Here is a 20,100-nt window from a genome sequence, read left to right as displayed (position 1 = left end):
AGGCTACCGCAGAGGCGAAACTCCCTACCACACCCAGATCGTTACTGAACTCCGGCAACTCAGCAGACAGCGCCCGCAACCTGTCGGCAGCATATGCCTGAGAATTTGCAGCAATATTCACGGCATTGGCGTTTGACTGCATTTTCCCCACGTCAAGAGACAGTTTTTTTGTCACCTGAATAGTCGCCGTGCAGTTCTGGTCGGTTACTGCTGTCACCGTCCCCGCCTCTGAGAAAAACAGGGTGTATTCCGGCAGCGTCTGAGAAGCGGTGGATTTCTGGCTGAGGATAATCCCGCCGTAGGTATCCCAGAAATACTTCTGCGCCCCTTCCGTTGTGTCGTCATACCCAGCTGCAATCATCACCGTACGTGATACAGCGACATACAGCAGATCGTTTTCGGCATCAAAAGCAAGCGTATCTACAGTGTAGGTATATGCAGACGATGCTATGCCGATAGGGATTCTGTTTTTACGGTCGCGCAGCACGCGCGCCTCTGTAGCAGAAAAAGCCCGCGGGAGTTTAATTGACCCTTTCAACACCCAGGTGTTAAACGTACTGGCGGAAACACTATCCACAATGAACTGGCGCATTGCCACGTCATAATACGGGGTTGTCAAAACACCATCGGTCAGCGTTTCCCCGTCAAAAAACCCCTGACTGAACAGCGTCCTTCCCGCTCCCGTTAGCGTCAGAGTGCATGCGGCTGTAGCAAAAGGAGTAGAGAAAGAGGAAATGGACAGCAACACGCGATCCGCATAAGTCGCCGATCCGCTCAGTGCCGATGAGCCGCCGGAAGAAAACGCATCCAGATACTGGGTAAAGTCTGCAGCCAGCGTACGCCGGTCTGGCATACTCATTCCGTGTAACTGATTGTCGCGTACAGAGGAAGCGGTTGCCACCTGACCAACTGCAATCAGTGCCTGGTTAACTGAATTCTGCGACGGCATTTTCCGTCCAGTGGGCTGCAGCGTACCCACATTATTGATGTACTCATCTGCAAGTGAACTACCGTCAGTGCTACGTACATAAGTAACTGAACCTGACGGTATATTCGCGATATCCGCCTGGGCCGCCGCAAGCGTCATGTACTGCTTACTGAGAGGGATCAGGTCCTGCCTGAGCTCATCAATTTTCGCCATTATCTGGCGCCATGAATAAAGCGCGTCTCCACCGCGGTCAGGAACATCTGCGGCGGGGCCGTTTACGAGTTCGTCCAGACGTTTGGCATTATCGAGCAACACAGCGGGAGACGTGCTCCCCAGCTCCGGGTTAAAGGCCATGTTTTTTGCTCCAAAAAAGGCGTTCGCGCAAACGAGGGTTTGTGCGAAAGAAAGTTGAAAGGGGTATTTTTGGTTTTAAGCGACGTCGCCGGGGTATGTGGCGTCGTCGTATGCGTAGAAAATTTCTTTATATTCCGGGGCGGTCACCTGACAGGTGCCGTCATCCGAGGGGACTATTTCCTGAATAATTCCGTGTCGTGCACCCTTCTCGCTGTCGCAAAACAGCAGGCGCGGTAATTCAATATCCGGGTCATCCATCGTCCAGTCTTCAGGATGCAGATCGGCGTTGTACGGTATTGAAAGAGTAAAGTCATCGACGCGCGTCGGGGTTAATAAGCGGGTTGATGGCCGACCGTCCTGAAACTGTATCCAGCAACGCGGGTTAGAGTAGCTCCAGTCCAGGGGCTCAGTGACCGTTAAGGTGATAACTTCATCATCGAATGCCATGGCCTCGATCAGGCAGCTGATTGTTTTACCAGTAGGAATATCATCAGAGAGAATGATGTGATCGCCAAACTGATAGCACCAGCCAAGAAGCTCGGTTGTGCATTCATAGGTCCTGCGCTGATGCAGATACTTCATGAGCCTGCGCATCCCTGTCCGGTAAGCACGATCCGCAGTCATTACAATACCCAGCGAGTACGACTCCACTTTCCGCGGCACAGGATTATCAGTCGTCCGGCACTGAACGATTTCTTCTGCCCAGGTTACCGGGTTGATATAGGTGACGTCAACGCCGTCATAGTCATCGTCAGAAGGCGCCCTGAACGAGGTCTGCATTTCCTCTACCGTATCCTGAGGAGTAATGATCCCGGTCCAGCTTTTGATGCCTTCACGCCCGGCAGACAGGAGCCCGTCTGACAGTAAAAAATAACTCATGCCGGCTTCGGTGATTTTGTCGAAAATATCTTTTGCTGAGGCACTGTCGCTGCTTGCCTCATAGTCAAAATATTCTCCCCTTGGCGTCCACCAGGCAGTTTCAAGAGCTTCTATCGCAGAGGCGTCAATCTGGTTAGCATTAAAACCAAGACTGCCTGCCACATGACGAAATGCGCCGCTAATGGTTCTGTCACCACCGCCATCATAGTTTCGCGTGGCGACCACACTGACGCGCCTGTCAGACTGTGCCGCCAGCTTCCCCCCGGTTTCAACGGTGATTGCCCAGGTGGTTACACCTGCGTAAGAGGCGGGTCGTGCGAGAAGCCTCCCTCTTAAAGCCTGCCAGTACATATTGTCACGGGCGTTATTACTGCCCTGCTCATTCCGGCGACGACACCGCACCTCAACCAGGCCGGGAGAGTCGAGCGAAAATCTTTCTGTGTACCCCAGCCCATTAATGTTTTTGAGCGCATATTCTCCCTGCTTGCTGATCCACCCGGAGCCAGTGCCATACACCCGATACTGGATTTCCCATTCACAGTGCCTGATGCGCTTCTTACCTTTGTTGTCAAAGCCGCAAATACCGTTAGGAAAGGAGAAGTTAACCTCAAAGGCGTCCACAACTTCATTTTCCGGACAAGCCAGGAACGGCCCCAGCCAGCTCAGCGTGTCGTTAAGCCCCGTAGCTTCATAGTCAATCATCGTCCTGCTGGAAAATCCCGGCCATGAAGCATCAACGGAACCGCTGACAAGACGCGCGACAGTTGCCGTCGTTCCATCAACAGACACAACCTGATATTCATTACCCCGATGTGCGAGCGAAAGGCGCTGAGTGCCCTCCGGTACTCCGGCGAACGCAGTTCCGGTCGCACTGTTATAGGCAAGGGTCACACTCGCAGTAATGGCCGCGCTACCACCCGTTGACGCGCTGCCTGAGGTATACACAGGAGTATCGCCAAAAACAGAAGGGGGAAGAGAGGAAGATGTGATGTCTCCTCCCGCAAACGGACTTGCTTCTTCAGTGATTAGCACCGTGCCGCCATTGTCACGCGCCGCCAGTCCTGATCCCGTCAGCCCCTCAGTTATAGCTGCCAGAAGGCCGGACATATTCACATAATCAGCAACAAGCGAGACGGTATAAGTCGTACCGTGCCAGGTAACCGTAAACGTTGTGCTGCCCAGCGAGAAATCGTAAGTCGTCGGTGCGGCGCTGGACTGAATTTCGGCTGCACTGCCACCCTCTCCCGGAATGGCATCCTGCCCCGGCGTATGGGCTGCAATAAAGAGATCGTAATCAACGCTGTTAAAACTCAGCGTTACCGGCATCCCAACTACCGGCGCAACTTCAGTCAGGAGCTTGCTGGCAAATACGCTGTAACCTGACGAGGTGGAGATAAGGAAGTTGGTGGGGGCTTTAATCTCTACAATCGTACCTTCAACCCAGCTTGCAGGCAGAGCGTTATCATCCTCGTCGTCATCGTCGTCATCGTCCGTGTCCAGTCCTGTAAACGTTACGGATGCACCAGAAACAGTCATGCTGTCAGCGATAATGTCGTCGGAATCAGGCGAGGTCTGAGCCATGTCCAGCCCTGTTCCGCTTGATGTTCCGCCGACTTCTGTCGAGTTAAACCAGTTTTCGCTTCGCGGATCAGAAGATACGTCTTCTCCAGGCTGATACACCTGATCGCTGAAACCATCACCCAGCGAGGCCGCGGGGGTTTCACCTATCCGCTTATCTCCTCCCGTAAACGAGAATCTCCCCTGCCCGACACAGAGAAACATTTCGACCGTCATTCGCGTTGGATCGTCAGGGTCAAAACGGGTAACCGGCTGAACCAGATAATCAGGGTAAATGCGGCATCGACCAAACACCTCACGTATCGGGTCACCAAGTTTCGCCGTGTTCGCTTTTGCCGGATTAAGCTCCAGCGAACGACCGCTACCCGATGAATAACCACCGAGGTCGACTTTCGGCCCGAAGAATAATGAATAAGCAGCGGAGGCAACTGATACCGCAATCGAAACCCAGACGGCAATTTCCAGCCCCGTCCCATAGGGAACAGGATAAATTCTGATGTCACTGTCAGGGCTCAGTTGGCAAAGCGGCCACTCATCGGGAGGAAGCGGGCGACCATTTAATTCAACGGCAACGGGGTGTGATCTGTCCTGGCTGTATCCGGGAACATTTCTGACCATCCACTGATGCAACGTAGTCGTGCCGTGTTCATGAGTTTCAAGCGGTTCTCCGGGAAGCCGGGATGGGTAAATTCTTATCGTCATTGCCAGAACTCCACACGGTTAAACCGACGGACAAATCGAGGAAGAGGCAGAAAGGTGACGTTGGTTCCCGGATTACATTCAGCAACCTGCAACTGACCATCCAGCAAAACGACGATACCAACATGCGTCACGGTTGAGCCGGAATAACACGCTACCCCGGCGCCGATGCAGGGCTCGCAGCGCGTGAGGGATTTCATAAACTTCCGGGCCTCACGATCGAGGCCTCCCTCATCTTTCGTCACGCCGGAAAAATCCGGCCATAACGGGAGGAGGAGATCGCCGCGGATTTCATTGATAATGCCGAAGCAGTCGAGCTCAGGAAAAGCGCGCCCGCCCTTCAGCCATTTGACCGAAAGGTATTTATCAGAACTGAACATGTGAAAACCTCAGGAGGACATGTAACGAAGGCCGGGATGTTCCGCCAGGTTATAACGATTACGCGGCCAGGCCGTTTTAAGAATGTTCATATATCCGGCAGTCACCTGCACCGCTGTAGCCGTCCACGATCCGGATTTCACATCAAGGGTGTAAGGCGATGCAGCCGGCGCAGATAAATCAGAGGAGATGTACCGCCGAAAAGTCAGGGTTGCCGACGTCATTTCGTCCAGGATTTTGTCAATCGCATCGGATACCACACCGTCGACATTACTGATGGCAAATTTCAGGTCCTGCGTGCCGTCAGCATTCCTGGCGGGTAATGCAATATCAATAGCACATCCCTCAAACGTAGCCTGCTGCCCGTCTTCTAACGTGGCGGTAATGTTGTCCCACCCACGGGTAAGCCAGTAGTTCTGATCACCTGCCGTGATCTGCAGCGTGTCGTGAATGACCTCAGAACCGCTGCTGGCATAAAGTTGCTCAAGAATTGTCATGCTTCGGCCACTCTTTATTCAGTGCAATATCCAGTAATGACTGACCAGCGAGCCATTCAGGGTAATTTCCCCACCCGGCAGGTGGTAACGGACGTTCCCACAATTCCAGCGTTGCGCTGTACTGCCAGTATTTCGGTGCAACCAGTGTCGGCCCTTCGTAAATATCCACGAACCTGGCTTTATAGGGCTTTACTCCGATAGGGGTCTGGAGTTTCAGATAGAACCAGGACTGGCCGTCTTTCAGCGCATCCCGGAAAAAGGCCTCAAAAACCTGAGCCAGCGCATCAGTCTGGAAAATCCATTTCACTGATGCCTGAGCAGGTGTTGAGGTGTATCGCCGCCTCTGCCTTGCACGACCGGACGTCATCTCCGTTCGCAGTAACGGTGATATGGGCTTAAAACCGTACCCGTCCATCAGCGGCAAGGGCAGGTATTCATCCGGATAGATAATATCCGCCATTAACGTTCCCTCCGGGCTGGTTTATCGTGGTTTTTTGGGCTGTAGATTGGAGTAGATGGCGCGACCGAATTTCTTCTGGGGGTTATTAACTTCAGCAGTGAGCGTGTTGATGATGCGTCGTTCCAGTGCAGCATTCCTTCGATCTACTGCCAGCATCGTTGCGTCATCCGGTTGACCGCTAAACGTGCTACGGGCATCCACACTGACCGCGATTCGTGGCTGCGCCTCAATCTGCCTTGCAGCATCCTGGACTGCCGGTGACTCACGTCCAACCGCACGAACCCCCAGTGAGCCATCAGCGCCACGGGTCAGCGGCATAATTGCTTCCGGACCCGCTTCACCAAACACGCCCGCACCTTTCGCAAAGGCAAAATACTGCGGAGTGCTGTAAACGCCGCCGCTGTATGCAGAAAGTGACGGAGAATCGTAGACGCCACCGAGGGCATTAAAGGCAAAAGACGATCCGAAGCTTTGCAGCGCAGTTCCACTGCTTGCAGCTCCACTTGCTCCACCAAAAAGACTACCGAACATCCCACCAGCACCACCGCCGAACGACGCCATAATTGCTTTGGTGATTAACGCCTGCGTTGCCATCTGGATCAGTGTCTTAATCACCGTTTCACCCAGAGAGCTGAAGATATTCGACATCCCATCTTTGAACGAAGTCGCACCAGTCAGGACACTGGTCAGGTTGTTGGAAATGGAGTTCGTGGTGTTATTGAGAATCTCGCTGGTCGCTGATGCTGCCATTGAACTGAGGTCAGCAGCCTGATCGGCGTAGTTCATCAGTGAATCGCTGATCCCTGCCCGCCAGTCTGACTGCTGTTCATCGGTTTTCTTGTAGTAGTCCTCCTGAATCTGGAGCCGTTCAGTAAGCGCCGCCTGTAGCGCTTCCGTTTGCTGTTTGTACAGGTCCTCAGAAATCTGACCTTTGCTGAAATCCCGCTGCAGGTCCCGCTGCTGTTTGAGAAAATCAGTACGAATATCCGCCATTTCCTTCATACGGTCGCGGGCCTTATCCCCCATCCCGGCACCAAGAAAATCAATATTCCCCCTGTCGCGTGCAGCAGCGTTGCTGTCAGCCAGCCCCTCACGGAACGTTTTTAACTGTTCAGCAATGTTTTTCTGATCGATAAGCGCAGCATTGTGCAGAAGGGTTTCTTTTTTAGCTTTCTCAAGAGAGGCTAACTCACCCTGCGTGACCTGGTATTTTACTTTAGCCAGTTCGGTATTCTGGCTTCCCAAAGCAATTTGTTCTTCCTGCTGTTTAATAAGGCGCTTGTAAACGTCTTCTGTCTTTTCAGCCGCTTTAACCTCTTCGCTTTTTGGCGCTTTCCGGGTAGGTTTATTCGATTCATCATTTTGCCATTTCGCCAAACCCTGATTAATATACAAATCGCGGTTAGTTTTAAACTGAGGTTCATCTTTAAGACCTAATTCATCAGCTGCATAACCTAACCGGGCTCTTTCCTTTGCCTCTCCTTTAAGCTTTGATAGTTCAAGGTCCTGACGGCTTTTTTCCAGAGCATTAGCTTGCTGTGAAGTTAAATCAGCCTGAGGCATTCGCATTGGAACATTAACCAAGCCCTGCCGTTCCATTAAAAGCTGGTTTCCTAATCCAAGTAAACGGTTAACTTCGGAATACTTACCAGTCATCAATATTAGACTCTGGTATTCTGCATTTTGCCGCCATGCTCTTTCTTTTATAAGATCATTTCTTCTCCTTTCATTCTCCTCAAGTGCCTTTAATATATCACTGGATTTTTCTCGCATCTGACGAAGCTTGTCTTCTTCTACGACAACCTGCTCGGTCAAAATTGCAATAGCCTTTGTAATATTTAAATCATTTTCTTGAGTAATACCTGGTTTGCTTCTACTTTCATTTAAATCATTTATTTGTCCGTTAAGTTTTTTTACACTTTGCTCTTGCTCTTCGATTAGGCGTTTTTGCTCCTGCATCGCCTCAACCGTTAATCTTCGATTACTATCTACCTCAGGTAGAGTCATTGAAGAGGTTTTTTCTCTGATTTGATCTATTTGGCTGGCATACTCCTGAGCTGACTTCCTTGCTTGTTCCTGGCTTTGATACATAGCGTACCATGCGCCAGCACCCAGCATAACTAACCCAGGTATACCACCGACCAGCCCAATAGCCCCGCTCATCAACCGGGTGCCGACAGAAGTAACGCTGTTAAGATTATTTTGAGCAGAAACCCTACCTGAAATATTACGACTAAGCGCCGCTTGCGCTGCGGCAAGCTTTCTTTCAGCAATAGCCTGTGCATCGGCATTTTTTGCAGCTACAAGCCCCGCCTGAGCCCGCTCCAGAGCTGTTCGTGCTCGTACTTTTTCTGTAGCTGTTCCGGTGGAGAGAGCTGTTGTCAATCGACCTTGCGCAGCAGTAACCTTGGCTTCTGCGGCCGCAACCCTCTCCTGTTGTGCCGCCTGAACATCTGCACTTTTAGCACTCTGAAGAGCTTGCTGGGCACGATAAACAGCGGCGCGGGAAGCGGCAACAGAAGATTGCGCTGCTTTTTCTTGAGCGACTGCAAGGGCTACCTCAGATTTTGCCGCTGAAATAAGTGCGCCAGTAGCACTGCTTGCGCTGGTAACAATCCCACCAAGATACCGGGCTAATCCGATCCCAACCAAACCACCAGCAGCAGTGGTAATTAGTGACATATTATCTGCTACGTCACTGAGGGCCCCGCTGACAGCGGAAGATGTAAGAGAATCCAGCGTACCTGCCAGCCCATCAAGACCGCCAGAAAGTGCATCTGTCGCGCCAGTTGCCTGGTTAACCCCTCCAACCCATGCCATAAAAGAGTTAGTGACTTTTTGCATTGATCCAGAAACTGTTGGTGGCAACGAGGAAAACTCCCCCTGTAATACACCTAATTGACTGATCAAAGCTGGTACGACTTTATCAATGGTAAGTTGCCCCTGATCAGCCATTGCTTTAAGGTCTTTTCGAGCAACGCCCATACCAGCAGCCAGGGCGCGGATGACACGATCACCAGATTCGTTAACCGCGTTAAACTCTTCACCACGCAAAACACCTTGAGCAAGGGCCTGACTGAACTGGGTAATAACAGAACCGGCTTCTTCTGTGCTTGCACCAGATAGTTTAAGTCCTGTTGATACCGCTTCGGTGATTTTGAGCACTTCATCTGAGCTGTAGCCAAATTCACGCATTGATGCTGCCGCGCGTGAAAATAAATTAGCGTTATCAGTAAAAGCAGTGCCCGTACTCTGGCTAATCGCCATTAATCGGGTCTGAGATAAAGTAAAATCATTCGTAGACACTGAGGCTTGTTTAAGCCGTGCATTCACTGAGTTCCATTGATCAGCAATCTGAACCAGTTTTCCTGTAGCAAATGCTGCAGCCGCAGCCGTAGCTGCTCGACCAGCAGAAGCAAATCCATCGGTTAACTCGGAAAGAGCTTTTTGACTTTCTTTCGCAGCCGCAGCTGCCTGACGTCCACCATTTTGCATGGTTTTATAATAGTCTTGTCCCATGCGTGAAGCGCGGGCGATCTCAGTCTGAAATGATTGAGAGTTTGCTGAAACCTTAATGATAAGTTCACGCAGGGTTGCCATTTACTACCTCTTTAAAATAAAAAACCTGCCGAAGCAGGTTATTTTTTATAATCAAACAATCTAGTTTGCATTCTGGTCAATGAAATCCCTCAGAATTTTAGATTGATTGCATAACTCTTTATCTGTTGACATTCCTGAATCTTTTGATTTTTGACAGTAATAAAAGTAATCATCATTCTCTTTGGCGTATGATATAACTTTATAAAAAGCTTTCACGCACAGAGATGGATCTGAGTGCTGAGAACAAATGGTATTTGTTAGCTTTTGCAGTTCTTGTGGTTCAAGAATTTGCGTTGCACTAGCTGCTGATGTGATAAAAATAAAACCTAATAATAATTTTTTCACAAAATTCCCCTTTTCATTGGCAATAGGGAATCCTAAACCGTCGCGTATGTATTGTCACTGAGAAGCCGCGAGCAAAGCGGCTTCTAAGCCTGCAAAGGGATCGCCACTGTCGATTACCTCATCCTCTTCTGTGCTCCACTTGAGTTGAGCATCTTCGATGGTGACTTTACCGCCCTGCGCTCCGTACATCGCTGAAACCAGCTGGGCATTGAGAATATCGCCACGGATATCACCGATCGGGCTGATTCGGTCGTATTCAGCCCACATCCTGAATTCGCCGACCGTCATGGTTTGTCGCAGTTCGCCCAGCGTGCGGCCCATCCGGAGCGCCAGCGCCATCAGGAACTGCATGCCAGGCATTTTTACTTTGCTTTGGCATCATCCGCATCACGAATGAGATCAAGCGCCTGTTTCAGCAACCGGGAATGGACAGGGCCATAAATTGCTTCAACCTGTTCGGTATCATCGACGGTGAAAACGTACTGCAGGTCGGTATCCAGCAGAATATCAATGAAGAGTGTGACATCTGCCCGCATCGTGCGGAACGCACGTTCTGAAGGGGTCAGTTCTGGCACCTCTGGCGCTTCCTGCCCTTCCGGTGATTTTGGTTGTTCCGGACTGGCAATCCCCTGCCAGCGAATCCAGGCTTCAGCCGATGGTTCACGAATGATAACTTTGGCGTTTTCCCACTCCGGAACGGTGACTTCTTTTTTACGAAAACCCGCCATCGGGGCCAGTGCCAGCGCTTTAAGATTCTGTTTTGACATTAAGTTTATCGCCGGTTTCCCGGCGCTCCATTAACTGATGGTGACAGTGTGGTCAGCAGAGGTGATAACGGTGCCATCGGCATCGGTAGCCACGCAGGAATAAACACCCGCATCGCCTGATACTGCGCTGGCCTTATTAAACGTTGCGCTGGTCTGCCCGCTGATGGTTGAGGAACCTTTTTTCCAGACGTAGGTATAGGGTTCCGTTCCGCCCTGAACCACCACACTCATTGTCAGGGCGCTTCCGGCCGCTACCGTCTGCGATGCGGGAAGGTCTGTGGCAAAAGACAGAATGCCAGAGGCGTCAATGTTGGTTGGCTTTCCTTTCAGGCGCAGGGAGAACGTTGCAGCAACAACACCGTTGGTCTGTGAATCCCAGGTATGCTGACGAACTTCGGCGCGGAACAGGAAGCCATTCCCGGAAGGGAACACAACCTTAAAACCGTATACGCCGTCATTATCGTAAGCAGTACGCAGCGTATCCTGCGCAGGGTTGCGGTAAAAGTTACCGGAGAGAGACATCTCAGACGGTGCCGGGAGCCCGTTGATATTCTCCGTTTCTTCGGAGCATAGCGTTGTCACGTCAATATCGTTTTTCTGACCAGCGGTAAAGCTGGCCTGTTTAATGGTGCAACTCAGGTTGAGCCAGGTCGCCGATGCCAGCTCTTCCGCAGTGACCGGCACTGATGTAATCATTACTACCGTTTTTTGGGCGCGTTCAAATAGTGCTGACATTGCAGCCTCCATAAATGAAAAAACCGCCAGCGGCGGTCAGATTGGATTGGTTCCAGTCAGGCAATGACCGTTATTTCGAGCGTTGCCCGATGCAAGTGGGTTGTAGTGTCGTAGCCGGGGATTTTGGTTACTTCGGTAGGCGAAAGCACTTCAAGCCGGGCAAGGGCCTCAAGCCGCAACGCCCTGGCTTCGTCATTCGTTTCAGCCCATACATCAACCTGAATATGCAACGTTGACTCTGCCTGGCCGCAGAACACATCCCCGGCAACGTCAGTCGGTATCGAGAAAATGATGTAAGGAGCGGCCACCGCGGGTAAATCGTCGCTGCCAAGCGGCACCACATACGGATAAACCCGCCCGTCTGCCAGCGGAGCAAGCAAAGCGTAGATATCATCCTCTGTCATTTCGCCAGCACCTCATCAATCGCCTTGTTCATTCGGTTCATTGCTGCCTGTGCGGCTTCTTCCTGCCGGGTATCAAACGCAGGACGCACAAAGGGATGTGCCGGGGCCGTAGATGTTCCCAGCTCCACGAAGCGCCAGTAGAAAGCATTCCGCTTGTTGCTGGCCTTCATGGTGTTGTCGCTGTTCCCCGTTCGCGGGTTAACGCCACGAATATGCACCCCCGACGAGATTTCACCTCGACGGCGGCTTTTCTGGGTGACGACAACAACGTTTTTCTTCAGCTTCCCGGTTTTCTCAGGAGCCCTGTCAATCACTTCCTGCCGGAGAACTTCGGCCCCGGCGCGGGTCGAATCCCGGAGGACCTTATTGTTTTCAGCTTTGCTGAGGGTTTGCAGGTCTCGGGCGATATCCTGCAAACCGGAAAAATCCAGATTCACATCAATCATTTTTCGGTCCCCTGTTTGCAGAGAATTTCCAGCCGGGTACCTTTGATATCCGGAACCGGAGGCCCGGTAACGTTAAGAACTGCGCCTTTAAACGGGCCGGTCCGTACCTTCAATCGGGATGTGGCTGAAATATCCCTGCGAAAACGCACCCAGACCCGGATTGTCGCATCAGAATGCTCTACGCCAGCGGCTAACAGCTCACGACCGCTTATCCCCTTAACCTCGGCCCAGATGGTTTTCCCATCTTCCCACTTTTCAACCGGCTGGCCTGAGGGTGTTCTGGAGGTTGTGAAGTTCTGAATGGTGACCCTGTGCCGTAATCGTCCTGCCTGCATAAATTCTCCTACAGAGGAATATAGCGGTACGGCTCTATCAGAGAGGTAAAGCCGAAGGGAATGCTGGCCTTGGCCGCATCTGTAGCTTCTTCCCTGTTTTCATACCAGTGCCCAACCAGCAGCATCAACGCCAGTAAAATATCGTCAGCAATCAACAGCCCATCAGGATCAGTTTCTGGCACTTCATCTTCATAAAGATTACGGTTAATGAAGTTCTCCGCCTTACGGCGCGCAGCCCCATAATAGAGCATAAGCGACTCGTCTTCCGTTGTGTCGTCGATATCGATTCGACACTGAGCCCTTAACTTCTCAATCGTTGTGCTCATGTATTTCCCCTGGCCCGCAGCGAACTGCGGGCACAAAAAAAACCGCCGGAGCGGTGGAGGTTGAAGCTGATTATTGCCTTAGCCGCCAGATGCCGGTTTGCCCACCAGCGCTTTGATAGCTGCCGTGTCTTCCAGTACGCAGTCAAAACGATGGAATGCCAGAAACGCAGTCTGGTCATATTCTGCGTAACGCTCCACCAGCCGTTTCAACGTCATGTAGGTGACGCGACGAACGATGAAGCGGTTAAAATCACCGAAATAGATGAATTTATTCCCGGCACCAAGATCGGCGATCCCCTGATCTACTACATAGGGCACGTTCAGAACGGTGGCGGGGGCACCACCGATAATAGAAGGTAACCAAAGAGGACGCCCCTGGTTGTCCTCCATCTCTTCCACAACCTGAAGGGTTTTATCGTTAAAGGCCCAGCGAATTTGTGGAGCAGTGCGATAGGCCGGATCGACAGCATGGCGCAACGCATTCATCTCTTTCCAGGTGAACGCAGTTGCTGATGCAGTATCCACGGTGCCAGTAACGGATGCTGCAAGACCCTTGGGTTGAGTAGGCGTGCCGGCACCAGTACCCTGGATCAGATACTTTGCTTCGCCGCGGCCAATGCGTTGGGCAATTCGTCCAGCCAGGTAAGCTTCAATATCTACCCCGCTATCCTGCAACAGTTCGTTGGATACGCGAATGATTTTTGAAGAAAGTTTTTTGGCACCAAGTACAGCAGTTCCAAAGGTCACATCACCTTCAGAAGCTGCAGAGTTTTCTGCAAGAAGTTCACCCTCTTCAGAGGTGCCATCAGAGGTAGACCAGGTAATATCCTGCCCGTTGGACGTGCTCAGGATTTGGGCAACGCTGGCAATACCGCCATATGCTTTCATAGCATCGACGATTTTGTTCAGCATTTGCGTCGGGACGGTATACCCGCCCTTCTCGTCAGGAGATACCCCTTGAGCACGATGCTCTTTTACAGCCTGACGTTCTTCTGCTGACAGCTCAGAAAACCCCTGGCGTAAGTATTTATCAAACGCCTGAGCCCGGCGCGCTTCGGCCTGTGCTTCTGGTGTGCCCTGGTTCTGTTTTTGCTGCTGGCGCTGCTCCTGCTCATTTCCTTCAATATAGTCCTGATCCTGGCGGCGCAGTTCCTCTTCGCGAGCAATACGCTCATCAAGGGAATCAAGCTCTGATTTTGCAGCGTTCCACTGGGTGCGCTGCTCATCAGTCCAGGGCGAATCACCAATATTGTCATGCAGGGCACGCATATCTTTGGCGATGGTGTTACGTTTTTGCTTCATTTCATGCAGTTTCATGGTATTTCCTTACGCGTTAAGAAGGGTCAGCAGGCGCTCGCGCGCCATTCGTTGATTAATGGCGTTCTGTAGCGCACCGCTGTTGCGCGCCTCCTGCCAGGCTTTCATTGATCGGACGCCGGAATCGGCCTCCTGATATGCTGGATAGGTCACCGGGCTGACATCAAACAACCGGGAAAACTTCGATATTTCACGAATAACAATACCTTCATCGTCCTGGTACCAGTTTTCACCGTCATGGGCTACCCGAAAGGCAAAGGACGACTGGTTAATATCACCGCGCAGCATAGGTGCCAGCACCAGATCGCGGATAGTCTGCGTATCTGGTGCTGTAATGTCGTAACGCAGGCCGCGATCGTCGACTGACAAGGACAGCGTTCCGGCGGCGCTCCGTCCGAGAATAAAATTGGGGTCATGGTTAAACAGTCCGCGAACATCATCATTCAGCACATCGTCAAAGGCTCCGGGCTTGATGATTTCGCGAAATCCCCAGAGAGGTTCAGAGCGACTGTTAAACACCGATCCGTAACCCAGAATGCGGGTAGGCTCATCGGTGCGTTGTTCCGCGCGAACCTCCCCGCTATAGCAGCGCGTTTCACGGTCATTCATTGGTATTTTCCTCGTCGGTTTTTGGTGCCTTAAAGTTGTCTGCCGGGTTCGCGGCGTTAACGCTAACCAGCATTTCATCCAGGCCATCTACCGGGTTCATATCTTCGAAGGCCCGCGCCTCATTGCGGCTCATCCAACCATCAGTAATTGCAAAGTGGTAGAACTGAGCACGTTCCTGCGGGGTACCACGTAGTAGACCGGTCAGGTTAAACCGAACGTAATACCCGGCGGCCAGCTCAGCGCGGGTGAACAAACGGCGATTGAGTTCCTGCTCCCAGTTAGTCACCCACGGCATGATCGTGTAGCGGACAAACTGAATAGCCTGCTGCGTAATGTTTGAGAAAGTGGCCTTTTCGAGATCGTTAATCATATGTGCCGGAACGTTGAATATTCCGGCAATCATTGAGCGATTCAGTTTCGACATATCAATGATCTGGGCATCGACCGGAGAAACAGTAAGAGCCTTGTAATCCAACTGGGCAGGGAGAAGCATTGTTTTATTCTCCTGGCTACGCAAAGCGGCAGCTGCTTTCTGCCATTGTTCTTTAAGCCATCCCCAACTTTCCTTATTCAATTCTTGCTTGACTGAAATAATACCTGCTGGTCGCGCATTGCCACTAAAGAATGAACTGGTGTATTTCTGCCCGCTCATTCCCATACCAATTGTCTCGGCATGTTGCATAATAGGACTGAGCCCCATTTTCTGGTTATTCCCCAGCGCGCGAATATGCACCATATCGTCGGGGTTAATGGCATAAGCCCCTTCCTCGTTATAAACACCATAGGTATAACGTCCGCCGGTATTAAGTAACGTCGTTTCCCACGGCATACAGCATTCCAGCCCGGAGACTTCCCCACGCCTGGAACGTTTTACCCATGTATAACCATTACCCCAGCCCAGAATATGACGCTGTTTTAACTCGCGCCATTTATAGCTGGTTTGCCATACATTCGGCTCATCGTGAACCAGATAAAACACAGGATGATCGCGAGCGGCTTCAACCTTATTATTAGTTTTCCGCATCACATGGAGCGGCATCTGCGCAATATTTGATGAAATGACATAAATACAAGCGTAAACAGCAGCCAGTTTCATGGCCGTTTCCGGGCTGACAAACACATCGTTGGCAAAAATGTTATCTGTTTCTGCCGATTCGCCCGTGATCGGCGTGCCGGGGCTTTCCAGAGGTTCACTACGGAACAAGGCATCAAGAAGCATTTTTCCCCCTCATAGCCGCCACCAGCGCATAAAGCAGTAGCAGGCAACCGGACATCATCAAAGATGTTGCCAGTCCGAACTGTAGATATACGCCTGCAGCGAGCGAACCGAACCCGGCCAACCCAATGGCATCAGTGATAAGTGTTTTCATATAATTAAAAGCCCTTCGCCCGGGTCGAGAGTAGACAGGAAATCGCGTTCCTCATTGAGCATTGCGCGACCAATAGCCATTATTAAAGCTACAGCTCCGTCTATTTTATTTTCGTTCTGCTCTTTTATTGGCCTCACCACATCATCATTTCCAGGCAGATGCTTACCTACGACGTTTGAAATACACCAGGTCATTATCGGATTGCCGTCATGATGGAAGCGCCCGGACTCTACAGCAGCCTCAAGTTCTTTCATCGGGTCCGACATATTGGTGTAATTCTGGATAATAGTTATCGGATTAAGCTGTTCATCAGCCAGATGATGGGATAAGTTTGTCGCACCATGTGGATCGATGGGGCTTTGTTCAACAGGGGTCTGTTGATTATCACGCTTGGCATCTTCCAGTATTACGCGGTAGTCAATTTCTGCCCCCTCGGTGATAGTGATAAGCCCTGCTTCAACCCATTTCCGGTACCGCTCAGCGGTTCGGTGATCGTCAATATCATTGCTGTATACGGTGTCATAAGGGACGTAGAAACGCGGAGATATACAGTAGTAATGCCGTTTCCCGTCTATCTCACGGGTAAATAAGCGAACCTTAGAGTTCATGTCCAGTTTGCGCGCCAGGTCAAAAGACAGAATGCAGGGCTGGCCTTCAAATTGCTCAATGGTAAGAGTTTGATCTTCACATTTTCGCCAGCTTAACAGGTTGAAATACGCAGCGCGGGCAGCAACCCAGATATTCAAGTGTTTCGTTTTGAATATCCCGGCCATGCGGGGATTATTTTTGGCCCTGCTTTGCTGGCTTAAAAGGAAGTCAGAATAAACCGATACCCCCATATTAGGATTGGCTTTGTGAAGAACCGCCGGATCAGTCCAGTCATCCCCCTCATCAACGGTGTAAATGACGCCAAAAAGTTCATCATTCGGCACCGTTCCGTTCAGCATTTCGATAACTTCACGACGCTTATCGTAACAAGGGCCTTCAATGTTATAACCCGCAGTTGTTATGGCCCACATAATCGGCTGTCTGCGGGCCCCCATGCCAGTGATCATAGTCGTGTATAGAGCATCACTTTCATGCTCATGATATTCATCAACAATGGCACAATGCGGTGACTGACCGTCGCCAGGGTTTCCAATCAACGGCTCAAATCTGGCCCCGTCTTCAGGGCGACTGAGGTTCTTGGCGTTAACCTCTATCCCGAATGCTTCAGTTAACAACGGTGTCCGCTTGCACATAAGCCGTGCCGGTCGAAAAACTTCCCAGGCTTGCTTTTCAGTGGTTGCACCGGAATACACTTCCGCACCAAATTCACCATCACAGGTGAAACAAAAAAGCGCCACACCGGCGCTTATTGCTGACTTCCCATTTTTCCTGGGGATTTCTGTATAGACCTCTCTGAATCGGCGCAGCCTGGAACCTTTATGAACCCACCCAAATGAGCAACAAATTATAAATAGTTGCCATGGTTCCAGCGTGATCGGCATTCGTTTGAATGCCCACTCTCCCTTTGTATGTGGAAGAAGCTGAATAAACCGGGCTGCACGCTCAGCAGAGTCTTTATCAAAACGGTATCGAAATTTCTTTCCCTGCGATTTTGACAAATCGTCGATATGTCGCTGGCAGGCATCAATGACATACTGGCATGCCGGAATCTTTCCGGCGACGACATGCCTTGCATACTGATTTGCAGCGTTGACGTTAGGATAGGCTTTTCGGCTCATGGCGTGATCATCTTCAGGAATGGGTTTTCGTTCTTTTTCTTCCCGGCCAGACCGACCAGGCGCTGTCGGCTGCTGGGGTCCAGCCCCAACATTGAACCGGTAGAACTCATTTCCGATTCCTGTTCTTTTTTGGCCGTAAGTTCAGGGTTTTTAATTTTCCCGCCCATTGCGCCAGTGATGGATAACCCATCAACAGCAATATTTTTTACCGCCCTTCGCCAGAACTCATAGGCAACGCACCAGCGCTCCAGCACTGCAAGATCGGTCACGCAGAGCAAGCCCTGTCCGCATAATTCTTTGGTCGTCAGCTCCCACATGATGGATGCTAACGGGAGTTCCTCTTCGGCAAACCAGTCCGGAGGTGCTACGCCATTGATGGGGGTGAATACTGGTTCTTCTTTATTCAGGGCTCGCTTGCCGGGGTTTCCGGCCAACTCCTTGCGCGCTGTTGGCTTTGGTCTACGCCCGGAACGCCCCGCCGTTCCAGCCATAAGCGTTACTCCTGGTTAAATTTCATTTTTCGCGGGTATAAAAAATTGACTGAGGCGGCGGTCCTTTGGGCCTTTGCCATCAGGGATTTGACCCGCCCCCTCCCTGTTGTCATCCAAATGGGAATTGATATCATTTGAAACGTTCACGCCCGGTTTTCGTTCTGTGACAGGGCCAGCACAGGCTTTCAAGATTCGAATCATCATCGGTACCCCCATGAGCCTTAGCCTTGATATGGTCAACGGTCTTAGCTGCTACCGCACGACCGTTGCGCAGACAGTTCTTACACAGGTGATTGTCACGCTTAAGGATGCGGGCTCGCTTAATATCCCACTGGCTGCCATAGCCTCGCTCATGCCTGCTCTTGCCCTGCTGATGCTGCTGCCAGCCTTCATTACGATGCTTCTCGCAGTAGCCTGAGCGGTCGGTTGTTGTGCCTGCGCATCCACGCTTACGGCATGCTCGGGGAATTAGTGCGGGCATGATTAAGTCCTTATGAGATTTGCATTATCACAGGCACTCAGTGAATGCCTGCTGTAATGCCTACTGCTCTTTGGTAAATGACGTTACACCAAGTTCAGCAAGCTGATGCTTTACCGCACCAATGCGTCGGCTAAGCTCACCAGTGACGCTACTGCGTACTGCATTAACAAAGGCATCATCCTGATAACGACTCTGAATCGTGACACCTAGCCCTTCCCCACGCGCGACGATTGCACGTTGTGCTTCGAGTTCCCTGAGCTGTTCGCATAAGATTGAAGCGGCGTTAACATTATTGATGTTCATTTGCTTGTACCTTGCGGGCAGTTCGCCAGCACTGATTTGTTATGAGCCAGAATGTCGCGCTTCGTCTGACGGTCGAGAACGTCAATATCGTGGTCGGTCAGGTAGATGACCCTCACCCAGTTGCAGGCCGTATCAACGACCACCGGGGCGGGTAAACTTTTCGCGCAGCTCGCGATCAACATCGTCATCAGGCATACGCTTAACGCTCTCTTCAACATCGCTGGCCCCTTTCGTTGCATCAGCCCGGCGTTCTGCCGCGGCGACGGTAGCAGCGGTGTTCTCTTCGGTTCGCTGCTGCTCGGCTTTAGCTTCTGCCTTGCTGGTCCCGCGCGCATGGCCTAACCCAAACGCGCCAGCGATTAAGCCAAGCAGAACGACTACCAGCCCGCTGGTAAATTCAAGGCTCATTGCGCCTCCTGCTGCTCATCGGCTTTATCTTTCAGCTTTGGCTGTCTGACGTACTGAGAAAGAATGGCGAGCACCACCAGAGCAGGACTAATCATCTCCACAACATTGGGCGGCAGAATATTTTTAATGTCCGTCGGCAGCATCGCCCAGGCATGGAGCGCGGCATCCGGGAATGACTGCGCCCATACGCCAACCAGCGCGCCGGCAGCGCCCAGGCGGACAGACCATGTTTTAAGCAGCAACCGGGCATGACCAACAAACTCCAGCTGGGTATATTTGCGCAGTAGCAACAGAACGAGCACGGCTACCAGCGCCAGCAGAGCGAAAATAATCATCTTCATAGGCTCACCCGCTCTTTAACCCAGCCGTATAGAAACGCTTCGTTAGCTGGCCTCGCTTCGGCCAACTCAAGATAGCGAGTCCCCTGGCTGCAATTCAGCGCCTTTAGCAGCGTGGCTTCGCCGTCTTTGCCACGAACTGCGAGATAACTTTTCAGGGCGGCGATGGTGAGATTGCCGATTGCACCGTCCGGCTTCAGGTCCGGATATAGCTTACCCTGCATATTCAGCGCCGATAACCAACGCTGCAGGAATGTACTGGCGACACGCGGCCCCATGTTCACGCCGGTATCACACAATTCCTGTGCAATTACTGGCGACAACT

General features: G+C 51.5%; 26 protein-coding genes. All 26 read right to left on the bottom strand.

What is annotated here, in order from left to right; all coding sequences use genetic code 11:
* On the bottom strand, positions 1-1,282 hold a 1,282-nt coding region (locus ABLU87_RS04030), incomplete at its 3' end, for a hypothetical protein (RefSeq protein WP_348868977.1).
* 75 nt (positions 1,283-1,357) lie between these two features.
* Complete coding sequence (locus tag ABLU87_RS04025; RefSeq protein WP_128334835.1) at positions 1,358-4,441, bottom strand: host specificity factor TipJ family phage tail protein; 3,084 nt, start codon at positions 4,439-4,441, stop codon at positions 1,358-1,360.
* The gene (locus ABLU87_RS04020) at positions 4,438-4,818 is read right to left on the bottom strand and encodes a hypothetical protein (protein WP_032694758.1); all 381 of its coding nucleotides are present in this window, start codon (positions 4,816-4,818) and stop codon (positions 4,438-4,440) included. The genes ABLU87_RS04025 and ABLU87_RS04020 overlap by 4 nt, the downstream gene beginning before the upstream one ends.
* 9 nt (positions 4,819-4,827) lie before the next feature.
* Positions 4,828-5,313 carry a DUF1833 family protein gene (locus ABLU87_RS04015; protein ID WP_032694759.1) on the bottom strand — a complete coding sequence of 162 codons (486 nt, stop codon included), beginning with the start codon at positions 5,311-5,313 and terminating at the stop codon, positions 4,828-4,830.
* On the bottom strand, positions 5,300-5,773 hold the full coding sequence (locus ABLU87_RS04010) for a hypothetical protein (RefSeq protein WP_049088862.1): 474 nt from the start codon (positions 5,771-5,773) through the stop codon (positions 5,300-5,302). The genes ABLU87_RS04015 and ABLU87_RS04010 overlap by 14 nt, the downstream gene beginning before the upstream one ends.
* Before the next feature lie 21 nt (positions 5,774-5,794).
* Positions 5,795-9,373 (bottom strand): phage tail tape measure protein, encoded by a 3,579-nt coding sequence (locus ABLU87_RS04005; RefSeq protein ID WP_196549064.1) that lies wholly within the window; start codon positions 9,371-9,373, stop codon positions 5,795-5,797.
* Between the two features lie 60 nt (positions 9,374-9,433).
* The gene (locus ABLU87_RS04000; RefSeq protein ID WP_071561202.1) at positions 9,434-9,718 is read right to left on the bottom strand and encodes a hypothetical protein; all 285 of its coding nucleotides are present in this window, start codon (positions 9,716-9,718) and stop codon (positions 9,434-9,436) included.
* A 54-nt stretch (positions 9,719-9,772) separates the two neighbouring features.
* Positions 9,773-10,078 (bottom strand): DUF4035 domain-containing protein, encoded by a 306-nt coding sequence (locus ABLU87_RS03995; RefSeq protein ID WP_196547567.1) that lies wholly within the window; start codon positions 10,076-10,078, stop codon positions 9,773-9,775.
* A gap of 2 nt (positions 10,079-10,080) precedes the next feature.
* Entirely contained in the window at positions 10,081-10,485 is a 405-nt protein-coding gene (locus ABLU87_RS03990) for a phage tail assembly chaperone (protein WP_196549062.1), read from the bottom strand.
* A gap of 30 nt (positions 10,486-10,515) precedes the next feature.
* Positions 10,516-11,220: an immunoglobulin domain-containing protein gene (locus ABLU87_RS03985; RefSeq protein ID WP_196547576.1), complete on the bottom strand. Its 705-nt coding sequence runs from the start codon at positions 11,218-11,220 to the stop codon at positions 10,516-10,518.
* A gap of 56 nt (positions 11,221-11,276) precedes the next feature.
* Positions 11,277-11,624, bottom strand: coding sequence for a DUF3168 domain-containing protein (locus tag ABLU87_RS03980; protein WP_181249887.1), 348 nt, complete (start codon positions 11,622-11,624; stop codon positions 11,277-11,279).
* On the bottom strand, positions 11,621-12,070 hold the full coding sequence (locus tag ABLU87_RS03975; RefSeq protein WP_064353147.1) for an HK97-gp10 family putative phage morphogenesis protein: 450 nt from the start codon (positions 12,068-12,070) through the stop codon (positions 11,621-11,623). The genes ABLU87_RS03980 and ABLU87_RS03975 overlap by 4 nt, the downstream gene beginning before the upstream one ends.
* Positions 12,067-12,405, bottom strand: coding sequence for a phage head closure protein (locus tag ABLU87_RS03970; RefSeq protein WP_196547563.1), 339 nt, complete (start codon positions 12,403-12,405; stop codon positions 12,067-12,069). Before ABLU87_RS03970 ends, ABLU87_RS03975 begins: the two co-directional genes overlap by 4 nt.
* 8 nt (positions 12,406-12,413) lie before the next feature.
* Positions 12,414-12,731: a head-tail connector protein gene (locus tag ABLU87_RS03965; protein ID WP_139512784.1), complete on the bottom strand. Its 318-nt coding sequence runs from the start codon at positions 12,729-12,731 to the stop codon at positions 12,414-12,416.
* Between the two features lie 78 nt (positions 12,732-12,809).
* Positions 12,810-14,048, bottom strand: a complete 1,239-nt coding sequence (locus ABLU87_RS03960) for a phage major capsid protein (RefSeq protein WP_075912858.1) — start codon at positions 14,046-14,048, stop codon at positions 12,810-12,812.
* Positions 14,049-14,057: 9 nt separating this feature from the next.
* On the bottom strand, positions 14,058-14,657 hold the full coding sequence (locus tag ABLU87_RS03955) for an HK97 family phage prohead protease (protein WP_135721207.1): 600 nt from the start codon (positions 14,655-14,657) through the stop codon (positions 14,058-14,060).
* The gene (locus tag ABLU87_RS03950; RefSeq protein WP_185776578.1) at positions 14,650-15,876 is read right to left on the bottom strand and encodes a phage portal protein; all 1,227 of its coding nucleotides are present in this window, start codon (positions 15,874-15,876) and stop codon (positions 14,650-14,652) included. Before ABLU87_RS03950 ends, ABLU87_RS03955 begins: the two co-directional genes overlap by 8 nt.
* On the bottom strand, positions 15,866-16,027 hold the full coding sequence (locus ABLU87_RS03945) for a hypothetical protein (protein WP_165909781.1): 162 nt from the start codon (positions 16,025-16,027) through the stop codon (positions 15,866-15,868). Before ABLU87_RS03945 ends, ABLU87_RS03950 begins: the two co-directional genes overlap by 11 nt.
* Positions 16,024-17,754, bottom strand: coding sequence for a terminase large subunit (locus tag ABLU87_RS03940; protein ID WP_131929694.1), 1,731 nt, complete (start codon positions 17,752-17,754; stop codon positions 16,024-16,026). The genes ABLU87_RS03945 and ABLU87_RS03940 overlap by 4 nt, the downstream gene beginning before the upstream one ends.
* Positions 17,751-18,245 carry a phage terminase small subunit P27 family gene (locus ABLU87_RS03935; RefSeq protein WP_004884285.1) on the bottom strand — a complete coding sequence of 165 codons (495 nt, stop codon included), beginning with the start codon at positions 18,243-18,245 and terminating at the stop codon, positions 17,751-17,753. The genes ABLU87_RS03940 and ABLU87_RS03935 overlap by 4 nt, the downstream gene beginning before the upstream one ends.
* 130 nt (positions 18,246-18,375) lie before the next feature.
* Positions 18,376-18,726, bottom strand: coding sequence for an HNH endonuclease signature motif containing protein (locus tag ABLU87_RS03930; RefSeq protein WP_185776577.1), 351 nt, complete (start codon positions 18,724-18,726; stop codon positions 18,376-18,378).
* Positions 18,727-18,786: 60 nt separating this feature from the next.
* A complete protein-coding gene (locus tag ABLU87_RS03925; RefSeq protein WP_064398221.1) occupies positions 18,787-19,029 on the bottom strand; it encodes a hypothetical protein in 243 nt (80 codons plus the stop codon).
* Positions 19,026-19,211: a hypothetical protein gene (locus tag ABLU87_RS03920; protein WP_142675706.1), complete on the bottom strand. Its 186-nt coding sequence runs from the start codon at positions 19,209-19,211 to the stop codon at positions 19,026-19,028. The genes ABLU87_RS03925 and ABLU87_RS03920 overlap by 4 nt, the downstream gene beginning before the upstream one ends.
* Positions 19,162-19,437, bottom strand: coding sequence for a hypothetical protein (locus tag ABLU87_RS03915; RefSeq protein ID WP_114260560.1), 276 nt, complete (start codon positions 19,435-19,437; stop codon positions 19,162-19,164). The genes ABLU87_RS03920 and ABLU87_RS03915 overlap by 50 nt, the downstream gene beginning before the upstream one ends.
* A complete protein-coding gene (locus ABLU87_RS03910) occupies positions 19,434-19,778 on the bottom strand; it encodes a hypothetical protein (RefSeq protein WP_114260559.1) in 345 nt (114 codons plus the stop codon). The genes ABLU87_RS03915 and ABLU87_RS03910 overlap by 4 nt, the downstream gene beginning before the upstream one ends.
* The coding region (locus ABLU87_RS03905) for a putative peptidoglycan-binding domain-containing protein (protein ID WP_348866078.1) at positions 19,775-20,100 on the bottom strand (326 nt) is incomplete at its 5' end. The genes ABLU87_RS03910 and ABLU87_RS03905, both read right to left, overlap by 4 nt.

This window comes from Klebsiella sp. CB_Kp196 (genome assembly GCF_040061575.1).
Taxonomy (GTDB): Bacteria; Pseudomonadota; Gammaproteobacteria; order Enterobacterales; family Enterobacteriaceae; genus Klebsiella; species Klebsiella michiganensis.
Note: the sequence above shows the minus strand (reverse complement) of the source record. Positions and strands in the feature narration are given on the sequence as shown.